Here is a 15015-nt window from a genome sequence, read left to right as displayed (position 1 = left end):
ACAGGTACTTTTTACCTGAATACATAGGGTTTAAAGAGCAAACCCGGGGAACTGAAACATCTAAGTACCCGGAGGAAAGGAAATCAATAGAGACTCCGTTAGTAGCGGCGAGCGAACGCGGACCAGCCGAGCCTTGAGAGTGACTAGAACACGTTGGGAAGCGTGGCCATAGCGGGTGATAGCCCCGTATAGGAAGCTCAATGGGACGTATTAAGTAGGGCGGAACACGTGAAATTCTGTCTGAAGATCGGGGGACCACCCCCGAAGGCTAAGTACTCCTTACTGACCGATAGCGAACCAGTACCGTGAGGGAAAGGTGAAAAGCACCCCGACGAGGGGAGTGAAACAGTACCTGAAACCGGACGCCTACAAGCAGTCGGAGGGGCCTTGAGCCCTGACGGCGTACCTTTTGTATAATGGGTCATCGACTTGGTCTCACAAGCAAGCTTAAGCCGTTAGGTGTAGGCGTAGCGAAAGCGAGTCTTAATAGGGCGATTGAGTTTGTGGGATCAGACCCGAAACCGAGTGATCTAGCCATGGCCAGGATGAAGATAAGGTAACACTTATTGGAGGTCCGAACCCACACCTGTTGAAAAAGGTCGGGATGAGCTGTGGCTAGGGGTGAAAGGCCAATCAAACTCGGAGATAGCTGGTTCTCTGCGAAATCTATTTAGGTAGAGCGTCGGACGAATACCCTCGGGGGTAGAGCACTGGATGGGTAATGGGGTCCCACAGACTTACTGATCCTAACCAAACTCCGAATACCGAGGAGTACTATCCGGCAGACACACAGCGGGTGCTAACGTCCGTTGTGGAGAGGGAAACAACCCTGACCGACAGTTAAGGCCCCTAATTCATGGCTAAGTGGGAAAGCAGGTGGGACGACCAAAACAACCAGGAGGTTGGCTTAGAAGCAGCCATCCTTTAAAGATAGCGTAACAGCTCACTGGTCTAAATAAGTTGTCCTGCGGCGAAGATGTAACGGGGCTCAAGCCATGAGCCGAAACTTCGGAGTGCGTAAGCACTGGTAGCAGAGCGTAGTGTGATATAGTTCCATGCGTCCTTACCTTCCTCGGAAGGATTGGACGCAAGGAGCTTTCGATGAAGCCGGGCTGTAAGGCATCCGGTGGAGAGATCACTAGTGAGAATGATGACATGAGTAGCGACAAAGAGGGTGAGAGACCCTCTCGCCGAAAGTCCAAGGGTTCCTGCTTAAAGCTAATCTGAGCAGGGTAAGCCGACCCCTAAGGCGAGGCCGAAAGGCGTAGTCGATGGGAACCAGGTTAATATTCCTGGGCCAGGAGATGGTGACGGATCTCGAAGGTTGTTCATCCTTATCGGATTGGATGGGCCGCTTAGAGGTTCCTGGAAATAGCCCTCCATGAGATCGTACCCTAAACCGACACAGGTGGACTGGTAGAGAATACCAAGGCGCTTGAGAGAACAACGTTGAAGGAACTCGGCAAAATACCTCCGTAAGTTCGCGAGAAGGAGGCCCCGTTCGTAGGCAACTATGGGCGGGGGGCACAAACTAGGGGGTGGCGACTGTTTACTTAAAACACAGGGCTCTGCGAAGTCGTAAGACGACGTATAGGGTCTGACGCCTGCCCGGTGCCGGAAGGTTAAAAGGAGGGGTGCAAGCCTCGAATTGAAGCCCCGGTAAACGGCGGCCGTAACTATAACGGTCCTAAGGTAGCGAAATTCCTTGTCGGGTAAGTTCCGACCTGCACGAATGGCGTAACGACCTCCCCGCTGTCTCCAACGTTGACTCAGCGAAATTGAATTGCCTGTCAAGATGCAGGCTACCCGCGGTTAGACGGAAAGACCCCATGCACCTTTACTATAGCTTCGCACTGGCAACAGGTACAGCATGTGCAGGATAGGTGGTAGGCTTTGAAGCAGGGACGCCAGTCTCTGTGGAGCCTCCCTTGAGATACCACCCTTGCTTTGCTTGTTGTCTAACCGCGGTCCGTTATCCGGATCCGGGACCCTGCGTGGTGGGTAGTTTGACTGGGGCGGTCGCCTCCCAAACAGTAACGGAGGCGCGCGAAGGTTGGCTCAGAGCGGTCGGAAATCGCTCGTTGAGTGCAATGGCAGAAGCCAGCCTGACTGCAAGACTGACAAGTCGAGCAGAGACGAAAGTCGGCCATAGTGATCCGGTGGTCCCGAGTGGAAGGGCCATCGCTCAACGGATAAAAGGTACGCTGGGGATAACAGGCTGATGATGCCCAAGAGTCCATATCGACGGCATCGTTTGGCACCTCGATGTCGGCTCATCTCATCCTGGGGCTGGAGCAGGTCCCAAGGGTATGGCTGTTCGCCATTTAAAGAGGTACGTGAGCTGGGTTTAGAACGTCGTGAGACAGTTCGGTCCCTATCTTCCGTGGGTGTAGGATACTTGAGAGGAGTTGCCCCTAGTACGAGAGGACCGGGGTGAACGATCCACTGGTGGACCAGTTGTCGTGCCAACGGCAGTGCTGGGTAGCTATGATCGGACAGGATAACCGCTGAAGGCATCTAAGCGGGAAGCCCCCCTCAAAACAAGGTATCCCTGAGGACCGTGGTAGACCACCACGTCAATAGGCCGGAGATGTAAGTGCAGCAATGCATTCAGTTGACCGGTACTAATCGTCCGATAGGCTTGATTTGATCCAGTAAAAACAACGCTGGTAAATCAAGAGCATACACACACACAATCAGTTGTACTCGACTTGGAAAAATTGGTTCTTATTCGGTCTGGTGGCTATAGCACGAGCAAAACACCCGGATCCATTCCGAACCCGGCCGTTAAGTGCCGTTGCGCTGATGGTACTGCGTCTTAAGACGTGGGAGAGTAAGTCACCGCCAGACCTAATAAGAACCAATCCTTTCTCTCTTTCGATATCATCCAGCAAAGCAATCAATAAAACGCATATGCTGGACTAACGCACCAGTGACACAATAGTCACAATCGGCGCGGGGTGGAGCAGCCCGGTAGCTCGTCAGGCTCATAACCTGAAGGTCGTAGGTTCAAATCCTACCCCCGCAACCAAAACAAATTCTCAAATAAATTCAGCAGCCGGTAACCCCAAATAAGGGAAACGTGGCGTTGGGTGATAGTTTAAACGCCCCAAACAATCTTTCCGTCCACAATCGTGGTTCGTGCTTTAGCTTGATCGATCACATCGATTGATAACGTCTCAAGATTGCAGTCCATCACAACGATATCGGCCAACATCCCAGTTTTGAGCATGCCCAGTCGATCCTCGTCAAAGCCCGCATATGCGCCTCCCGCAGTATAGGCATGCAAGGCTTCGTGGAGCGTGCACGTATTGGCGGGGCAATCATCTGACAGTTTGGGCCGCGTCATGGCCGCTTTCACGCTGCGCATAGGGTTAATATCGGTGATTGGCCAATCTGAGGAGAAGGCGATCGGCACATTCGCTTCACGCAGGGCCTTGTCTGGAAACGCGTGTTTCAGGCGATCTTCACCGACCATTGCGGCCCAAGGGTCGCGTGGGAAATCCATCGCTAGGGGCGGGTGAGAGGGCTGGACGGAGGCGATCACACCGAGCTCAGCAAAGCGGCGAAGATCGTCGGGATGCATCACTTCGATGTGCTCTACGCGGTGACGGCTATCGCGAGGGCCGTTGGCGTTTCGAGCTGCTTCATACCCATCTAGCGTGCGTCTAACGGCTGCGTCACCGATGGAGTGCACAGAAATTTGCAGACCGTGCTTGTCTGCTTCGATACAGATTTCGTTGAACCGCTCGGCGGAGTGTAGGGCCTCGCAGGTGCTCCCATCGGTGAAGGGTTCAAACATGAAAGCTGTGCCACTATCGATCACGCCATCCATAAACATTTTGATGCGTCCCGATCGGAGGCGATCCGAGGCAAATCGTTCGCGCATGTCGAGTGCGTCACTAATCGACGAAACGGGTTTGTCAGGCGTCAGGTGAAATGGGACTTCGGTGCGGCAGATGAGTTCCCCGCGCTCCTCCAATTCCCGTAGCAATTCTAATTGATAGAAGTTCCCGTCCATATTGTGGAGCGAAGTAAAACCAAATGAGGCGCAGTATTCGAGGCCCTTGCGTAGGGTTTCAAGGTCTTCCTCTCTTTCTTCCGCAGTTGGTGGTACGGAGGGATCTAAGCCCGCGAAACCCAAATCCTCTCGTCCACCAGAGGTGCGCAAGGCTAGGACGGGCGCGTATGCGAATTGTTCTCGCAATTCGCCGCTTGCTGTGCCGTCGTCGGCCATGACGACCTCACACCCGATGGGCATTTCGGCACCATGCAGGATACCCGCTTTTTCCAATGCAATGGTATTTGCCCAAGCCGTATGATGATCGCTGGACAGTAGTATAACTGGTCGATCAGAGAGAGCGGCGTCCAAATCCTGTCGCGTAGTATGCTTCCCGTCACCGAACAGGTTGTAGTCCGCAGCCTTGCAGATCAGTAGACCTTCGGTCGGGTTAGCATCTGCATAGGCTCGCAACCTAGGGGATAGCTGATCCAGCCCCTTGACGCCTGTCAGCTGGAGAAGTTTCAAGCCATATCCGCCCCAAAACAGGTGCATGTGAGCTTCCACCAGTCCGGGCAATACGGTGCAACCTTGTGCGTCGATCCGCTTGGTCGTGTGGTCCGCCAATGGCTCAATCGACGCGGCGCTACCGATTGCCATGATGCGACTGCCGTGAATGGCCAATGCCTCTGCTCGGGGATTTTCAGGGTCCATCGTGAGAATGGACGCGTTATCGATAATCAAGTCTGCAGTGGGCATTTGGCAACCTGTAGATATGGGGTCCGTCAAACACTCAGTTAGGCGTGGTTTCCTGTCAATACGGCAAGCGTGAAGTGCTTTGAGGCCATTACTTTTCGGCATTGCAATTAATCAGATTTGAACCAAATCGATATTTGATTGGGCCTATCCAGACCAATCGCGGGCCGCTCTATGCACGTTTCTAAATCCCCCAATACTCTTCTGAGTCAGCTTTATCTTTCTTGGCGCGCATTTGCCGTCGCGGGGCTTTTTAGTGCAGTCATCAATGTCCTGATGCTAACGGGTCCGCTGTTCATGCTTCAAGTGTATGACCGTGTTTTAACCAGTCGATCTACGGCAACGCTGAGCGTTTTGTTCGCAATAGTCCTGTATTGTTACGTGCTAATGGGGCTTCTGGATATTTACCGTGGTCGCGTGCTCGCTCGCATTGGCGCGAAATTTCAGGCCTCTTTGGATCGCCGCGTTTACGATGCTGTGTTGGCGCAAAACCGAACGAGCGAAGAGTTCCGTGCTGTGACGGTCGTCCGTACGGCACTGGCGTCCACAACAACAGGCGCAGTTTTTGACCTGCCTTGGGTGCCGATCTTTATCGGTGTCTTGTTCGTGTTCCACCCTGCGATGGGAAGCTTCGCCATATTTGGGGTCTTCGTAGTATTCGCCCTTGCGTTGGTGAACCACTATTTGATCGCCTCCCCCCAATCCCGAGCGGCTGTTGAGACGTCGCGCGCTGAGGCTCATGCCGTCGCGATCCATGTACACTACGAAACCGTTCGGGGGCTGGGGATGGCGTCGGTGTTGGGTGATATCTGGCAGGATTTACGGATGCAGGCTCTTGGGGCGTCGCTCAAGGTTTCGGACGCTGGCAGTGCTATCACTTCGCTCAGTCGTTCAGCGCGCATGATGATGCAGTCTGGTATGCTTGGCGTCGGGGCCCTTTTGGTCATTCAAGGCCATATTTCAGGCGGGGTGATGGTTGCGGGATCAATCCTGCTTGGTCGAGCGCTTTCTCCCGTCGAGCAGGTAGTTTCTCATTGGCCCCATATGCAGCGCGCAATTTTGGCGTGGAAATCTTTAGATCAGACGTTGTCGATGACCACGCAGCGCACAATGAGATTGCCCTTGCCGCGTCCGGCGGCACATCTCGAAGTGACCAATCTGGCGGTTGCCATTGGAGGCCAGAAAAAGCCAACGCTCCAAGGTATATCGTTTAATGCCGACGCCGGAGATGCCATCGCTGTGATTGGCCCATTAGCCGCAGGGAAATCAACCTTTGCCAAGGCCATCGTGGGGATATTGCCTGTCGCGATAGGTGATGTGCGCTTGGGCGGCGCCACTTTAGAACAGTATGATTCAGACCAACTCGGTCGCTATTTCGGCTACCTTCCCCAAGACGTTGTATTATTCAACGGCACCATCGCTCAGAATATCGCGCGGTTTTCACCAGATGCCGATCCCCAATTGATTATCGAAGCGGCCAAGGCAGCGTCGGCGCACGATATGATCCTTGGGCTGCCCGATGGCTACGACACCGTTGTCGATCATGGCGCGACGGCACTCTCAGGCGGGCAAAGACAGCGAATTGGTCTCGCTCGTGCGCTCTTTGGTGATCCGGTTGCCCTCGTTTTGGATGAACCGAATGCACATCTGGACGATGTTGGGGTTCAAGCATTGAACGACGCAATTTCGAATGCGCGGAGGGCAGGAAAGGTTGTGTTCGTCATGGCACATCGCCCCTCTGCCTTGGTGGAATGCAACAAGGTGATGGTTTTGCGCGACGGTCAAATGCGGGCCTTTGGGCCACGTGATGCGGTTCTCCAGAAATTCGTCCAGCCTCGGGGCATTTCCGCATGACTATGATTGCTGATTTCGCTTCTGACCGGTCAATCAAGCGCGGCATTCAGGTCATCCTGATTGGGTTGCTTGGGTTCTTAGTCTGGGCTGTTTCTGTCGAAATCGACGGCGCCGTCATCGCATCAGGCCATGTCGAGTACTCCCTTGGGCGGCAGGTCGTGCAGCATCCTGATGGTGGACTTGTCTCTAAAATTCATGTGCACGATGGATCGGAAGTGCGCGCTGGCGACCCTATCGTAACACTTGATGGCATTGAACTGATCGCCCAACGTAATGTCATTCAGGCGCAATTGGCGACATTGCTGGCCCAAGAGGCAAGATTACGGGCAGAGGCGGAAGGGGCGGTTGCCGTCGATTTTGACGGCCTTCCATTTGATGCCGAGCAAGACGCAATATTTGCGGCGGGTAGGGCGACACGGGCGCAGGCGCGCCTGCAACTCGCTCAAAAGCAAGCGCAAGCAAATGCCATTGCGGCGGGACGGCAGAGGCAGTTGACGGCGGTCCGTGCTCAGATCGCGCTCGTTCAGGAAGAACTCGCGGCACAGGCTGCCTTGCTTAATGTTGGGCTGACACAAGCCAATAGAGTTTCCGCTTTGCAACGTGAAGAGGCGCGGCTCGAAGCGCAAATGGTCGAAATCGATATTGCGATTACTGAGGCGCGAGGTGCTGCCGACGGGTATGTTTCCGAGAGGCTTCGTTTGGAAGTAGCGGCCAGAGGTGCAGCGCGGACTGAACTAGCGACGATCATGCCGCGGGTTAACGAACTGCAAGAGCGCCTAGCGTTAATCGAGGCGCTCATGGATCGTCTCGTTGTTCGGGCGCCCATCGACGGTATCGTAACCGCCCTACAAATCGAAACGATCGGCGGTGTAATTCCATCGGGCGCGGACATCGCGTCGATTTCTCCAATGGGCCAACCGCGTATAATCTCGGTAGAGGTCGATCCAACTCAAATTGATCGCGTCCATTCGGGGCAATCGGTACGAATTCGGTTTCCTGCAGTTGATGCAGTCGCCACGCCAGAGATCAGCGGCATAGTTCGGTTGGTTTCTCCTGATACAATCACTAACCAAACGACAGGAAGGGTGGCCTATCACATAGAGGTAACGATAGATGACGACTTGTTCCCGCTTCCTTCAGGAATGCCAGCCCAAGTGTTTCTATCGAGTAGACCCCGCACTTTGGCGTCGTACTTGGTGAAACCAATTGCCGATTATTGGGCGCTTGCTATTCGAGAGTAAAAAGCCGACTACAGGATCGCGATTTCGACGCTTTCCCCAGTCGTAGCGGACCTTTTGATTTTCACCAGCCGCCGGACGGTTGTGCGCTCAAACAGCGAGGTTCGGAAGGGGAAGAGGCCATTCGGTTCCGCCGAGCCAATAGCAATTTCGCTGGTCACGATGTAATGCGTATTCTCTCGTGCGATGAGCTTCCAACTCCACGATGCCGATGCCGCGTCGCTCACGGTAACGGTGCCTAAGACACCGCATTCATCTTAACAGCACGACAGTGGTTTCTTCGACTTTGTTCCCACGCACTGCGTTGGATTCCATCATTTGAACGGAACTAATTGCTCCGCCAGGTCGTGAAGCTGATCGATGTAATGGATCAGGTTCAGGTAAACTTGGCCTGCACCTGTCTGATGTCGCCAATCGACGTCAAAATAATGATCACGTTTGCGTTTGAAGGGTGGTGATATGACCGAGCTTGCCACTTTGAACGATTTCAATAGCCCTTTGGATCAATGGGTTATTGCCGCTGATGATGAGCCGTCAAAAGTGGAAAGCCTAGGGCTTTGGCAACGTTCGTTTAAACCTGCGCCGGCGACAGCAATTCTTTTGGTCATGGCTGCACTCAAATTTACTTAAATTGCAATGAAAACGCGGCGCTAGCATTCCTCTAGCACCGCGTTTTTTGTTTTAGATCAGTGTTGCAACGTGGCTGGTTGCAAGTGTGTAGCCATTGATCCCGAAGCCAGCCATGACGGCATCAGCACGCAGGCTGACGTAAGAGTGGTGGCGGAACGATTCACGTTTGTGCACTTGGCTAATGTGGACCTCGATGACGGGACCTTCGAAGGTGTTCAGGGCGTCGAGAACTGCGATGGAGTAGTGGGTCAGCGCACCTGGATTGATGATGATCGCGGCGGCCTGTTCGCGGGCTTCGTGGATCCAGTCGACGATCTGACCTTCGTAGTTTGATTGCAGCACCTTCACGGCAAAGCCTGCAGCGTTCGCCACGGCAGAGCAGTTTGCTTCGACATCGTCCAAGGTGTCGTGACCGTAAATTTCCGGCTGCCGTTTGCCCAATAGGTTTAGGTTCGGACCGTTCAGAATGTAGACGGTTTTGGACATGCTGTTCTCCTCATTTGAGATCTTTGGCGTGTTTTTCGAATAGAGCGCTCAGGTCGCTGCCTGTTCGTTCGATATGTCGGGCGAGCAGGGTTGGACCGAGTTCAGCATCTCTGGCGAGAGCCGCATCAGCAATCGCGGCGTGTTCGCCAGCCATGTCCCGTCCCGCTCCATCATAGTTCAGGATATTTGCGTATCGTTTGTGGAGATTGCCGAGCATCAGGCACAAATCTCGCAGCATTGGCATGGCACATCCACGAACCAGACTTGCGTGGAATAGGTCATGTGCCGCTGCCTGCCTCGTTCCCGTGGAATTGTTCATGTGGTGGATCGCAGCTGGGATTTTGCTCTCCCATTCCAGCGTTCCAATCGCTATCGCGTGTTTGAGAGCGAGCGCTTCGAAATCCACACGGAGGCGTGTAATTTCCAGCAGGTTCGCCGTGCAAAGAGGCACGATCCTGAACCCTTTTTTGTCTTCAAATTCAACGAGCCGATCCGCAACCAACCGAGAAATCGCTTCGCGGATCGGAGAGAGTGACACGCCGTATTCGTCGCGGAGCTGGTCAAGGTTCACCTTCGCACCCGGGCGCATTTTACCGGCAATGATCGCATCGCGGATCTCGTTCGAGACACGAGTTGCACGAGTAAGTTTTGCGGGGTCTATATGCGTGTCGAGGATCATATGGGGCGCCTATCTATTGATAAGATTAATGTAAAATAATCGATTAATGTCAAGCCCATTGCACTTCCTATTTACCACTCTATCCTCCGACAATCTGTGGTGAGGCGTGAGGTCTGGGGAAAAGCATGAGTAAACTTGGAGGTGATCTTTATCGCGCGATGCGCCATGACATCGTCTTTGGTCGCTTGGATGCCAATTCGAAAATCCGGCTCTCTCATCTCAAGGAAACCTATGGCGCTTCGATCCCGACGCTGCGGGAAATTCTAAATCGCTTGGTCTCTGAAGGCTTTGTCGTGGCGGAAGGAAAGCGGGGTCACATTGTGGCGCCGATCTCCAAAGAGGGCCTAAAAGATATCGCGGACCTTCGTATTTTATTGGAATGCTATGCGTTGCGGCTATCGCTCGCAAAGGGAAATACTGATTGGGAGGCTCATGTTATTTCCGCGCATTATAAGCTGTCCCAGATGGAAAAGCGTATGCAGTCAGGTGATGACAGCGCACGGGAAACGTGGAAGCAATACGACTGGGAATTCCATCAAGCGCTTATCTCCGCCTGTGGTTCGACCGAACTATTGCAGGTCCACGGCATCGTTTTCGACAAATACCTCCGCTACCAAATGCGCCTCCTGACATTCCGTGGCGATGTCGCGAGTGCTGAACATAAGGCCTTGCTTGATGCGGCGCTGAATAGGGACGCCGACACGGCAGAGTCCGTGTTGCGCGCTCATATCAACGGCGGCGTCGCGCATAGCTTTCAGGTCTTTGCAAAGTAGGCGAGGGAGTGTCTCTAGGATATAAATCGATTATTTTAGTAAAATAAAATTCATTACATATTTATATAAAAAATTGCCCGTTGGGTTGGATTTTTAACTGTCAGCATCCCTGCTATACTTCATCTGCCTACATAGAAGCACTGGCATATAAACGGCTGGGACATTATTCCCCTCAGTCCGGCTCAGGTGACTATGTTGGTCATGGCGCGCCGAACGCGCCTTATCGGACAGCCGAGTTGAAACGGGTCGTTAATATATTCACATCCCCAAAGCGTGAGGCGGTTTAGAGGCCGGCTGTCTTTTCTGCCTCTGTCACCGCGACGGCAGCCATTTTCTGAATGGCCTCGTAGCTGTTGGCCACCGCGATAAATCGCGCGTTGTGGCAGAACTTTGCACCCTTGATGCCCGACGCGAGTTCGAGCGCCTCATCCGTCAATCCAGCCCAAGCTGCGGGTAGATCGGCGCGCTGGTCAAAGGTATCGCCTGACAGTTTGATCCCGTTGATCGCCCAATCGTCATCGCGCGGATGGATCACAAAGAGCAAGTGATCAGCTCCCGCTTTCTCCACGGCTGAACGATATGGCATCCCCATTGGTAGTTGGAGCACCTTTGAAGCACCTGCTTTCTCAATCGCATCGCGCACCATAGCCTCGGCGCGGTACTTCGCGACAACATTCTGGATGCGGGCTTCGACAAACGCCCTTGCTATGGGTAGGGCTGATCGGAATGCATCGTCGTCCGCTGTGGGTGAACGATCATCGAATACGGGCTTCAGGCTTTCGAGGAGCACAGGAAGTGTAAGACCAGAGAGTGGCCCCGCAACCGAAGGTGCAACGGCGCCGTTGTCCAGCAGATCGATGGGAAGAACAAAATTCTTGTCAAAGCTGGCAAAAACATCCTCAACCATCGTGTCGGGGACATCCATCGCCGCGAGGTAGTCGCGCCCATATTGTGCCCAAATCAATCCAAACGAGCTGTATGGCTGGCCGTCCTCGCGCAAAGGGTTCGGGCGTTGATGGTGGTCGAAAATTTGCGCAGAAGCGTCATAGTCACGACCCACATCGTAGATGATTTTCGATGGGGCGGGGGTGATCCACGTTTCATCACGGCTCCGCACCAACTCGGCTTGTGGGAACAAGCGGGTCAGGATGACAGACGACAGAAGTTCGTCGGCATGAAAGCCGCCAGAGTGCGTAACTAGGTGCGTGATGGTCATAGATATGTGCCCTTGCAAAGGAACCCTCGGATACACCGAAAAACGGCGTCACTTCCATGGTTTATTTATCGCAACGGCGTTCGAAACAAAAAGCACCCGAACCAAACGCCGATGAACTGTCGGTCAATCGAGGGGGTCCTGTCCCGCCAATATCGCTAGACTAAGGGGCAATTCTGTTCGAGTGCATTTGAATAGTGCTCTCCCTCCAGCGTTGGCTGAACAAGTTCATTTGGGAAAGTCAGTTTACATACGGCCCAGCGTATGTTCTGTTTGCGACATACGTGGTCGCATTTTTGCATCTGCAGCATTTCGACTTCGTCTCAAGAGGGGCCGTAACGGCGACCCTTCAAAATGAAATATGACCAGGGAGACTGGACCGTTGAAATTCAAGACACTTAGCACAATCGCTGCCATCGGACTCACCGCGGGCTTTGCAAATGCAGCAATGGCCGAAGAATGTGGGTCGCTGACTATGGCCGAAATGGACTGGGCTTCGGCCGAGTTCATGGCAAACGTCGATAAAATCGTTCTCGAAGCGGGCTATGGCTGCGAAGTCGAACTCATCCCAGGTGCAACAACGACGACTTTTGCATCGATGAATGAAAAGGGTCAGCCTGACGTCGCTGGCGAACTCTGGATCAATGCCGTTCGTGATCCGCTGGCCGCCGCAATGGCAGAAGGGCGTCTGCATTCCGTCAACGGCGGCCCGATTGATGGTCTGGGTGAAGGTTGGTGGGTCGATCCCAAATTCGCAGCTGATCACCCTGAAATTACTACTGTCGAGCAACTCCTCGAGCACCCAGAGTTCTTCCCTTACGCCGAAGATGAAACGCTCGGTGCGTTCATGGGTTGCCCTGCGGGTTGGGGTTGCCAGCTGTCGAACGCCAGCCTGTTCCGTGCCTTTGACATGGAAGAAAAAGGCTGGACCTTGGTTGATCCGGGTTCAGCAGCGGGCCTCGACGGGTCCATCGCCAAAGCTGTTGAACGCGGCGAATATTGGTTCGGTTATTACTGGGCACCGACTGCGGTGATCGGCAAATACCAGCTTCAGATGCTGGACTGGGAAACCCCGTGGGGTGGCTCTGAAAACTGGGATGGCTGTATCGTGAAGGCTGAACAGGAATGCCTCGATCCGCAGCCGACGTCTTACACCGAGTCCGAAGTGCACTCGGTCATCACGGATCGCATGATGAAAGAGGGCGGCTTGGCTGTTGATTACCTCGGCACACGCGTGTTCCCGGGCGAGGTTATGAACGCCATGCTCGTTTACATGACCGAAAATCAGGCCACTGGCGAAGATGCTGCCTACTATTTCTTCGAAGAATACGAAGACCTGTGGAGCGGTTGGGTCAGCGCCGAAGCTGCCGAAGGCATCAAGTCCGAACTCTGATCGCTGATTTGACGAAAACATGCGGGGGGCCTGTGCCCCCCGTTTCCCATTCATGGGCATAATTTGGGACTGAGGACACAGAATGGAATTCTTGCTGGAGTTTCCCGCACTCGGCCGCCGTACATTGAGCGGCATGAAACAGGCTGTTGATGAGACGTTCAAAGCGTTCTCTCGCACCTATGGCGAAGCACTCGAAAACTTTTTTGACCCGCTTCTGCAATTTCTAATCTGGCTGGAAAAGCTGCTCTTGGCGGCACCTTGGCCGATCATTCTGTTAATCGTCGGCGGCCTGTCTTGGCTCGGTTCACGATCATGGAAAGTGACGATCGGAGCCGTCGCAGCTTTTGTCGTCATCGGCATTTTCGACATGTGGGAAGATACGATGGCCACGCTCGCGATCATCTCGGTCGCAACACTAGTCTGTATCGTCGTCGGTATTCCGCTCGGCGTCCTGATGTCCCGATCTGATCGCACACAAGGCATCATCACGCCCATCCTCGATGTGATGCAAACCATCCCGTCATTCGTTTATCTGATCCCCGTGGTGATGCTCTTGGGCATTGGCAAGGTTCCTGGCCTTTTGGCAGTCTGCATCTATGCGCTCCCTCCAATCGTTCGCCTGACAAACCTCGGCATTCGTTTGGTGGACAAAGATGTGCTCGAAGCGGCCGATGCGTTCGGCGCGTCACCGCGGCAAAAACTGCTGGGTGTTCAGGTGCCGCTGGCCCTGCCGAACATCTTTGCTGGCATCAACCAAACCATCATGATGGCACTTTCGATGGTTGTGATCGCCTCAATGATCGGTGTCAAAGGCCTCGGCGTTCCAGTGCTGCGTGCAATTTCAAACCAATACCTCGCGCTGGGCCTGATGAATGGCCTCGCCATCGTTGCGTTGGCTATCATCTTTGACCGCGTCACGCAGAGTTACGGCAAACGTCTACAGGCATATCGACAGGGGCACGGCAATGACTGAGACCAAAGTCAGCATTAAAAATCTCTACAAAATCTTCGGTAAATCGCCTGAGAAGATGTTGCCGTTGGTTCAAAAAGGACTGTCCAAATCGGACCTTCTTGATCAGCACAACCACGTTCTTGGGATCGATAACGTGTCGCTCGAAATCCCTGAAAAGCAAATTCAGGTGGTGATGGGGCTATCTGGATCAGGGAAATCTACGTTGATCCGTCATATCAACCGATTGATCGAACCCACTGGTGGGGAAATCCTGATCGACGGCGAAGATGTTTTAGCGATGTCCGAAACCCAACTCCGCGAACTGCGTCGGAAAAAGACGTCGATGGTGTTCCAGAAATTCGGGCTTCTGCCGCACCGTCGGATTGGCGAAAACGTGGCTTATGGTCTGAACATCCAAGGCGTCCCAGACGACGAAGCGACCAAACGCGCTCGTCATTGGATCGACCGTGTTGGATTAACGGGCTACGAGGACCATTACCCCGGGCAATTATCGGGGGGTATGCAACAGCGTGTCGGACTGGCCCGCGCACTGGCGACGGACGCGGAAATACTTCTGATGGACGAAGCCTTCAGCGCGCTCGACCCGCTGATCCGTTTTGATATGCAGTCGATCCTTCTCGAACTTCAGGAAGAACTGCACAAGACGATCATCTTCATCACGCACGATCTTGATGAGGCACTCCGCCTTGGTGAAAACATCGCCATTCTTCGGGACGGATCGATGATCCAGCAGGGGGACGCGCAGGAAATTGTGCTGAAACCTGCGGACGATTACATCGCTGACTTTACCAAGGATATTAACCGCGCAAAGGTCATCCAACTGCGTGCCTTAGCGAAACCAGTGGCGAGCTTTGATGGGCCGACCTTGCGTGGCGCGACGGTTTTGGACGAAGCACTGTCCCCCCTCGCGCAGGCACCTGATCAAACGGTCGGGGTGGTAAACAGAGCTGGCGAATTGCTCGGCGCTGTTACACTGACCGACGCAATTGAAGCATTGCACGGTTAAACCAGTCGCCATTT

General features: G+C 53.8%; 11 protein-coding genes, 1 tRNA gene and 2 rRNA genes (1 of these 14 only partly in view). 10 read left to right on the top strand and 4 right to left on the bottom strand.

All coding sequences use genetic code 11. The features are described from left to right. The 3 genes from BSK21_RS12555 to BSK21_RS12545 form a co-directional block, all read left to right on the top strand. Positions 1 to 2649, top strand: a 23S ribosomal RNA gene (locus BSK21_RS12555) (it extends 179 nt beyond the left edge of the window). An 86-nt stretch (positions 2650 to 2735) separates the two neighbouring features. Beyond that, positions 2736 to 2850: ribosomal RNA gene (gene rrf, locus BSK21_RS12550) — 5S ribosomal RNA — on the top strand. Between the two features lie 104 nt (positions 2851 to 2954). After that, a tRNA-Met gene (locus BSK21_RS12545) sits at positions 2955 to 3031 on the top strand. A gap of 69 nt (positions 3032 to 3100) precedes the next feature. Here BSK21_RS12545 and BSK21_RS12540 read toward each other — a convergent pair. Further along, entirely contained in the window at positions 3101 to 4759 is a 1659-nt protein-coding gene (locus BSK21_RS12540) for an amidohydrolase (protein WP_067550869.1), read from the bottom strand. Between the two features lie 273 nt (positions 4760 to 5032). On the opposite strand from BSK21_RS12540, the gene BSK21_RS12535 reads away from it, so the two are divergent. From BSK21_RS12535 to BSK21_RS15945, 3 genes are all read left to right on the top strand, one after another. Continuing rightward, a complete protein-coding gene (locus BSK21_RS12535) occupies positions 5033 to 6610 on the top strand; it encodes a type I secretion system permease/ATPase (protein ID WP_232230435.1) in 1578 nt (525 codons plus the stop codon). Beyond that, on the top strand, positions 6607 to 7851 hold the full coding sequence (locus BSK21_RS12530; protein WP_067550867.1) for an HlyD family type I secretion periplasmic adaptor subunit: 1245 nt from the start codon (positions 6607 to 6609) through the stop codon (positions 7849 to 7851). The genes BSK21_RS12535 and BSK21_RS12530 overlap by 4 nt, the downstream gene beginning before the upstream one ends. Positions 7852 to 8307: 456 nt before the next feature. Next, on the top strand, positions 8308 to 8478 hold the full coding sequence (locus BSK21_RS15945) for a hypothetical protein (protein WP_156529601.1): 171 nt from the start codon (positions 8308 to 8310) through the stop codon (positions 8476 to 8478). A 51-nt stretch (positions 8479 to 8529) separates the two neighbouring features. Here the strand turns inward: BSK21_RS15945 and aroQ are convergent, their stop codons facing one another. Beyond that, positions 8530 to 8964 (bottom strand): type II 3-dehydroquinate dehydratase, encoded by a 435-nt coding sequence (gene aroQ, locus BSK21_RS12520; RefSeq protein ID WP_067550865.1) that lies wholly within the window; start codon positions 8962 to 8964, stop codon positions 8530 to 8532. A 10-nt stretch (positions 8965 to 8974) separates the two neighbouring features. Continuing rightward, complete coding sequence (locus BSK21_RS12515; RefSeq protein WP_067550864.1) at positions 8975 to 9643, bottom strand: GntR family transcriptional regulator; 669 nt, start codon at positions 9641 to 9643, stop codon at positions 8975 to 8977. 125 nt (positions 9644 to 9768) lie between these two features. Between BSK21_RS12515 and BSK21_RS12510 the strand changes: the two genes are divergently transcribed. Continuing rightward, the gene (locus BSK21_RS12510; protein WP_082959454.1) at positions 9769 to 10416 is read left to right on the top strand and encodes a GntR family transcriptional regulator; all 648 of its coding nucleotides are present in this window, start codon (positions 9769 to 9771) and stop codon (positions 10414 to 10416) included. Positions 10417 to 10699: 283 nt separating this feature from the next. Here the strand turns inward: BSK21_RS12510 and BSK21_RS12505 are convergent, their stop codons facing one another. Further along, positions 10700 to 11632, bottom strand: a complete 933-nt coding sequence (locus tag BSK21_RS12505) for an MYG1 family protein (RefSeq protein ID WP_067550862.1) — start codon at positions 11630 to 11632, stop codon at positions 10700 to 10702. A gap of 379 nt (positions 11633 to 12011) precedes the next feature. On the opposite strand from BSK21_RS12505, the gene BSK21_RS12500 reads away from it, so the two are divergent. From BSK21_RS12500 to BSK21_RS12490, 3 genes are all read left to right on the top strand, one after another. Beyond that, the gene (locus BSK21_RS12500) at positions 12012 to 13022 is read left to right on the top strand and encodes a glycine betaine ABC transporter substrate-binding protein (protein ID WP_231924815.1); all 1011 of its coding nucleotides are present in this window, start codon (positions 12012 to 12014) and stop codon (positions 13020 to 13022) included. A gap of 82 nt (positions 13023 to 13104) precedes the next feature. Next, positions 13105 to 13995: a proline/glycine betaine ABC transporter permease gene (locus BSK21_RS12495; protein WP_067550861.1), complete on the top strand. Its 891-nt coding sequence runs from the start codon at positions 13105 to 13107 to the stop codon at positions 13993 to 13995. Next, positions 13988 to 15001 carry a glycine betaine/L-proline ABC transporter ATP-binding protein gene (locus BSK21_RS12490; protein WP_067550860.1) on the top strand — a complete coding sequence of 338 codons (1014 nt, stop codon included), beginning with the start codon at positions 13988 to 13990 and terminating at the stop codon, positions 14999 to 15001. The genes BSK21_RS12495 and BSK21_RS12490 overlap by 8 nt, the downstream gene beginning before the upstream one ends. The last annotated feature ends 14 nt before the right edge of the window (positions 15002 to 15015 follow it).

The organism is Marivivens sp. JLT3646 (assembly GCF_001908835.1).
Taxonomy (GTDB): domain Bacteria; phylum Pseudomonadota; class Alphaproteobacteria; order Rhodobacterales; family Rhodobacteraceae; genus Marivivens; species Marivivens geojensis.
Note: the sequence above shows the minus strand (reverse complement) of the source record. Positions and strands in the feature narration are given on the sequence as shown.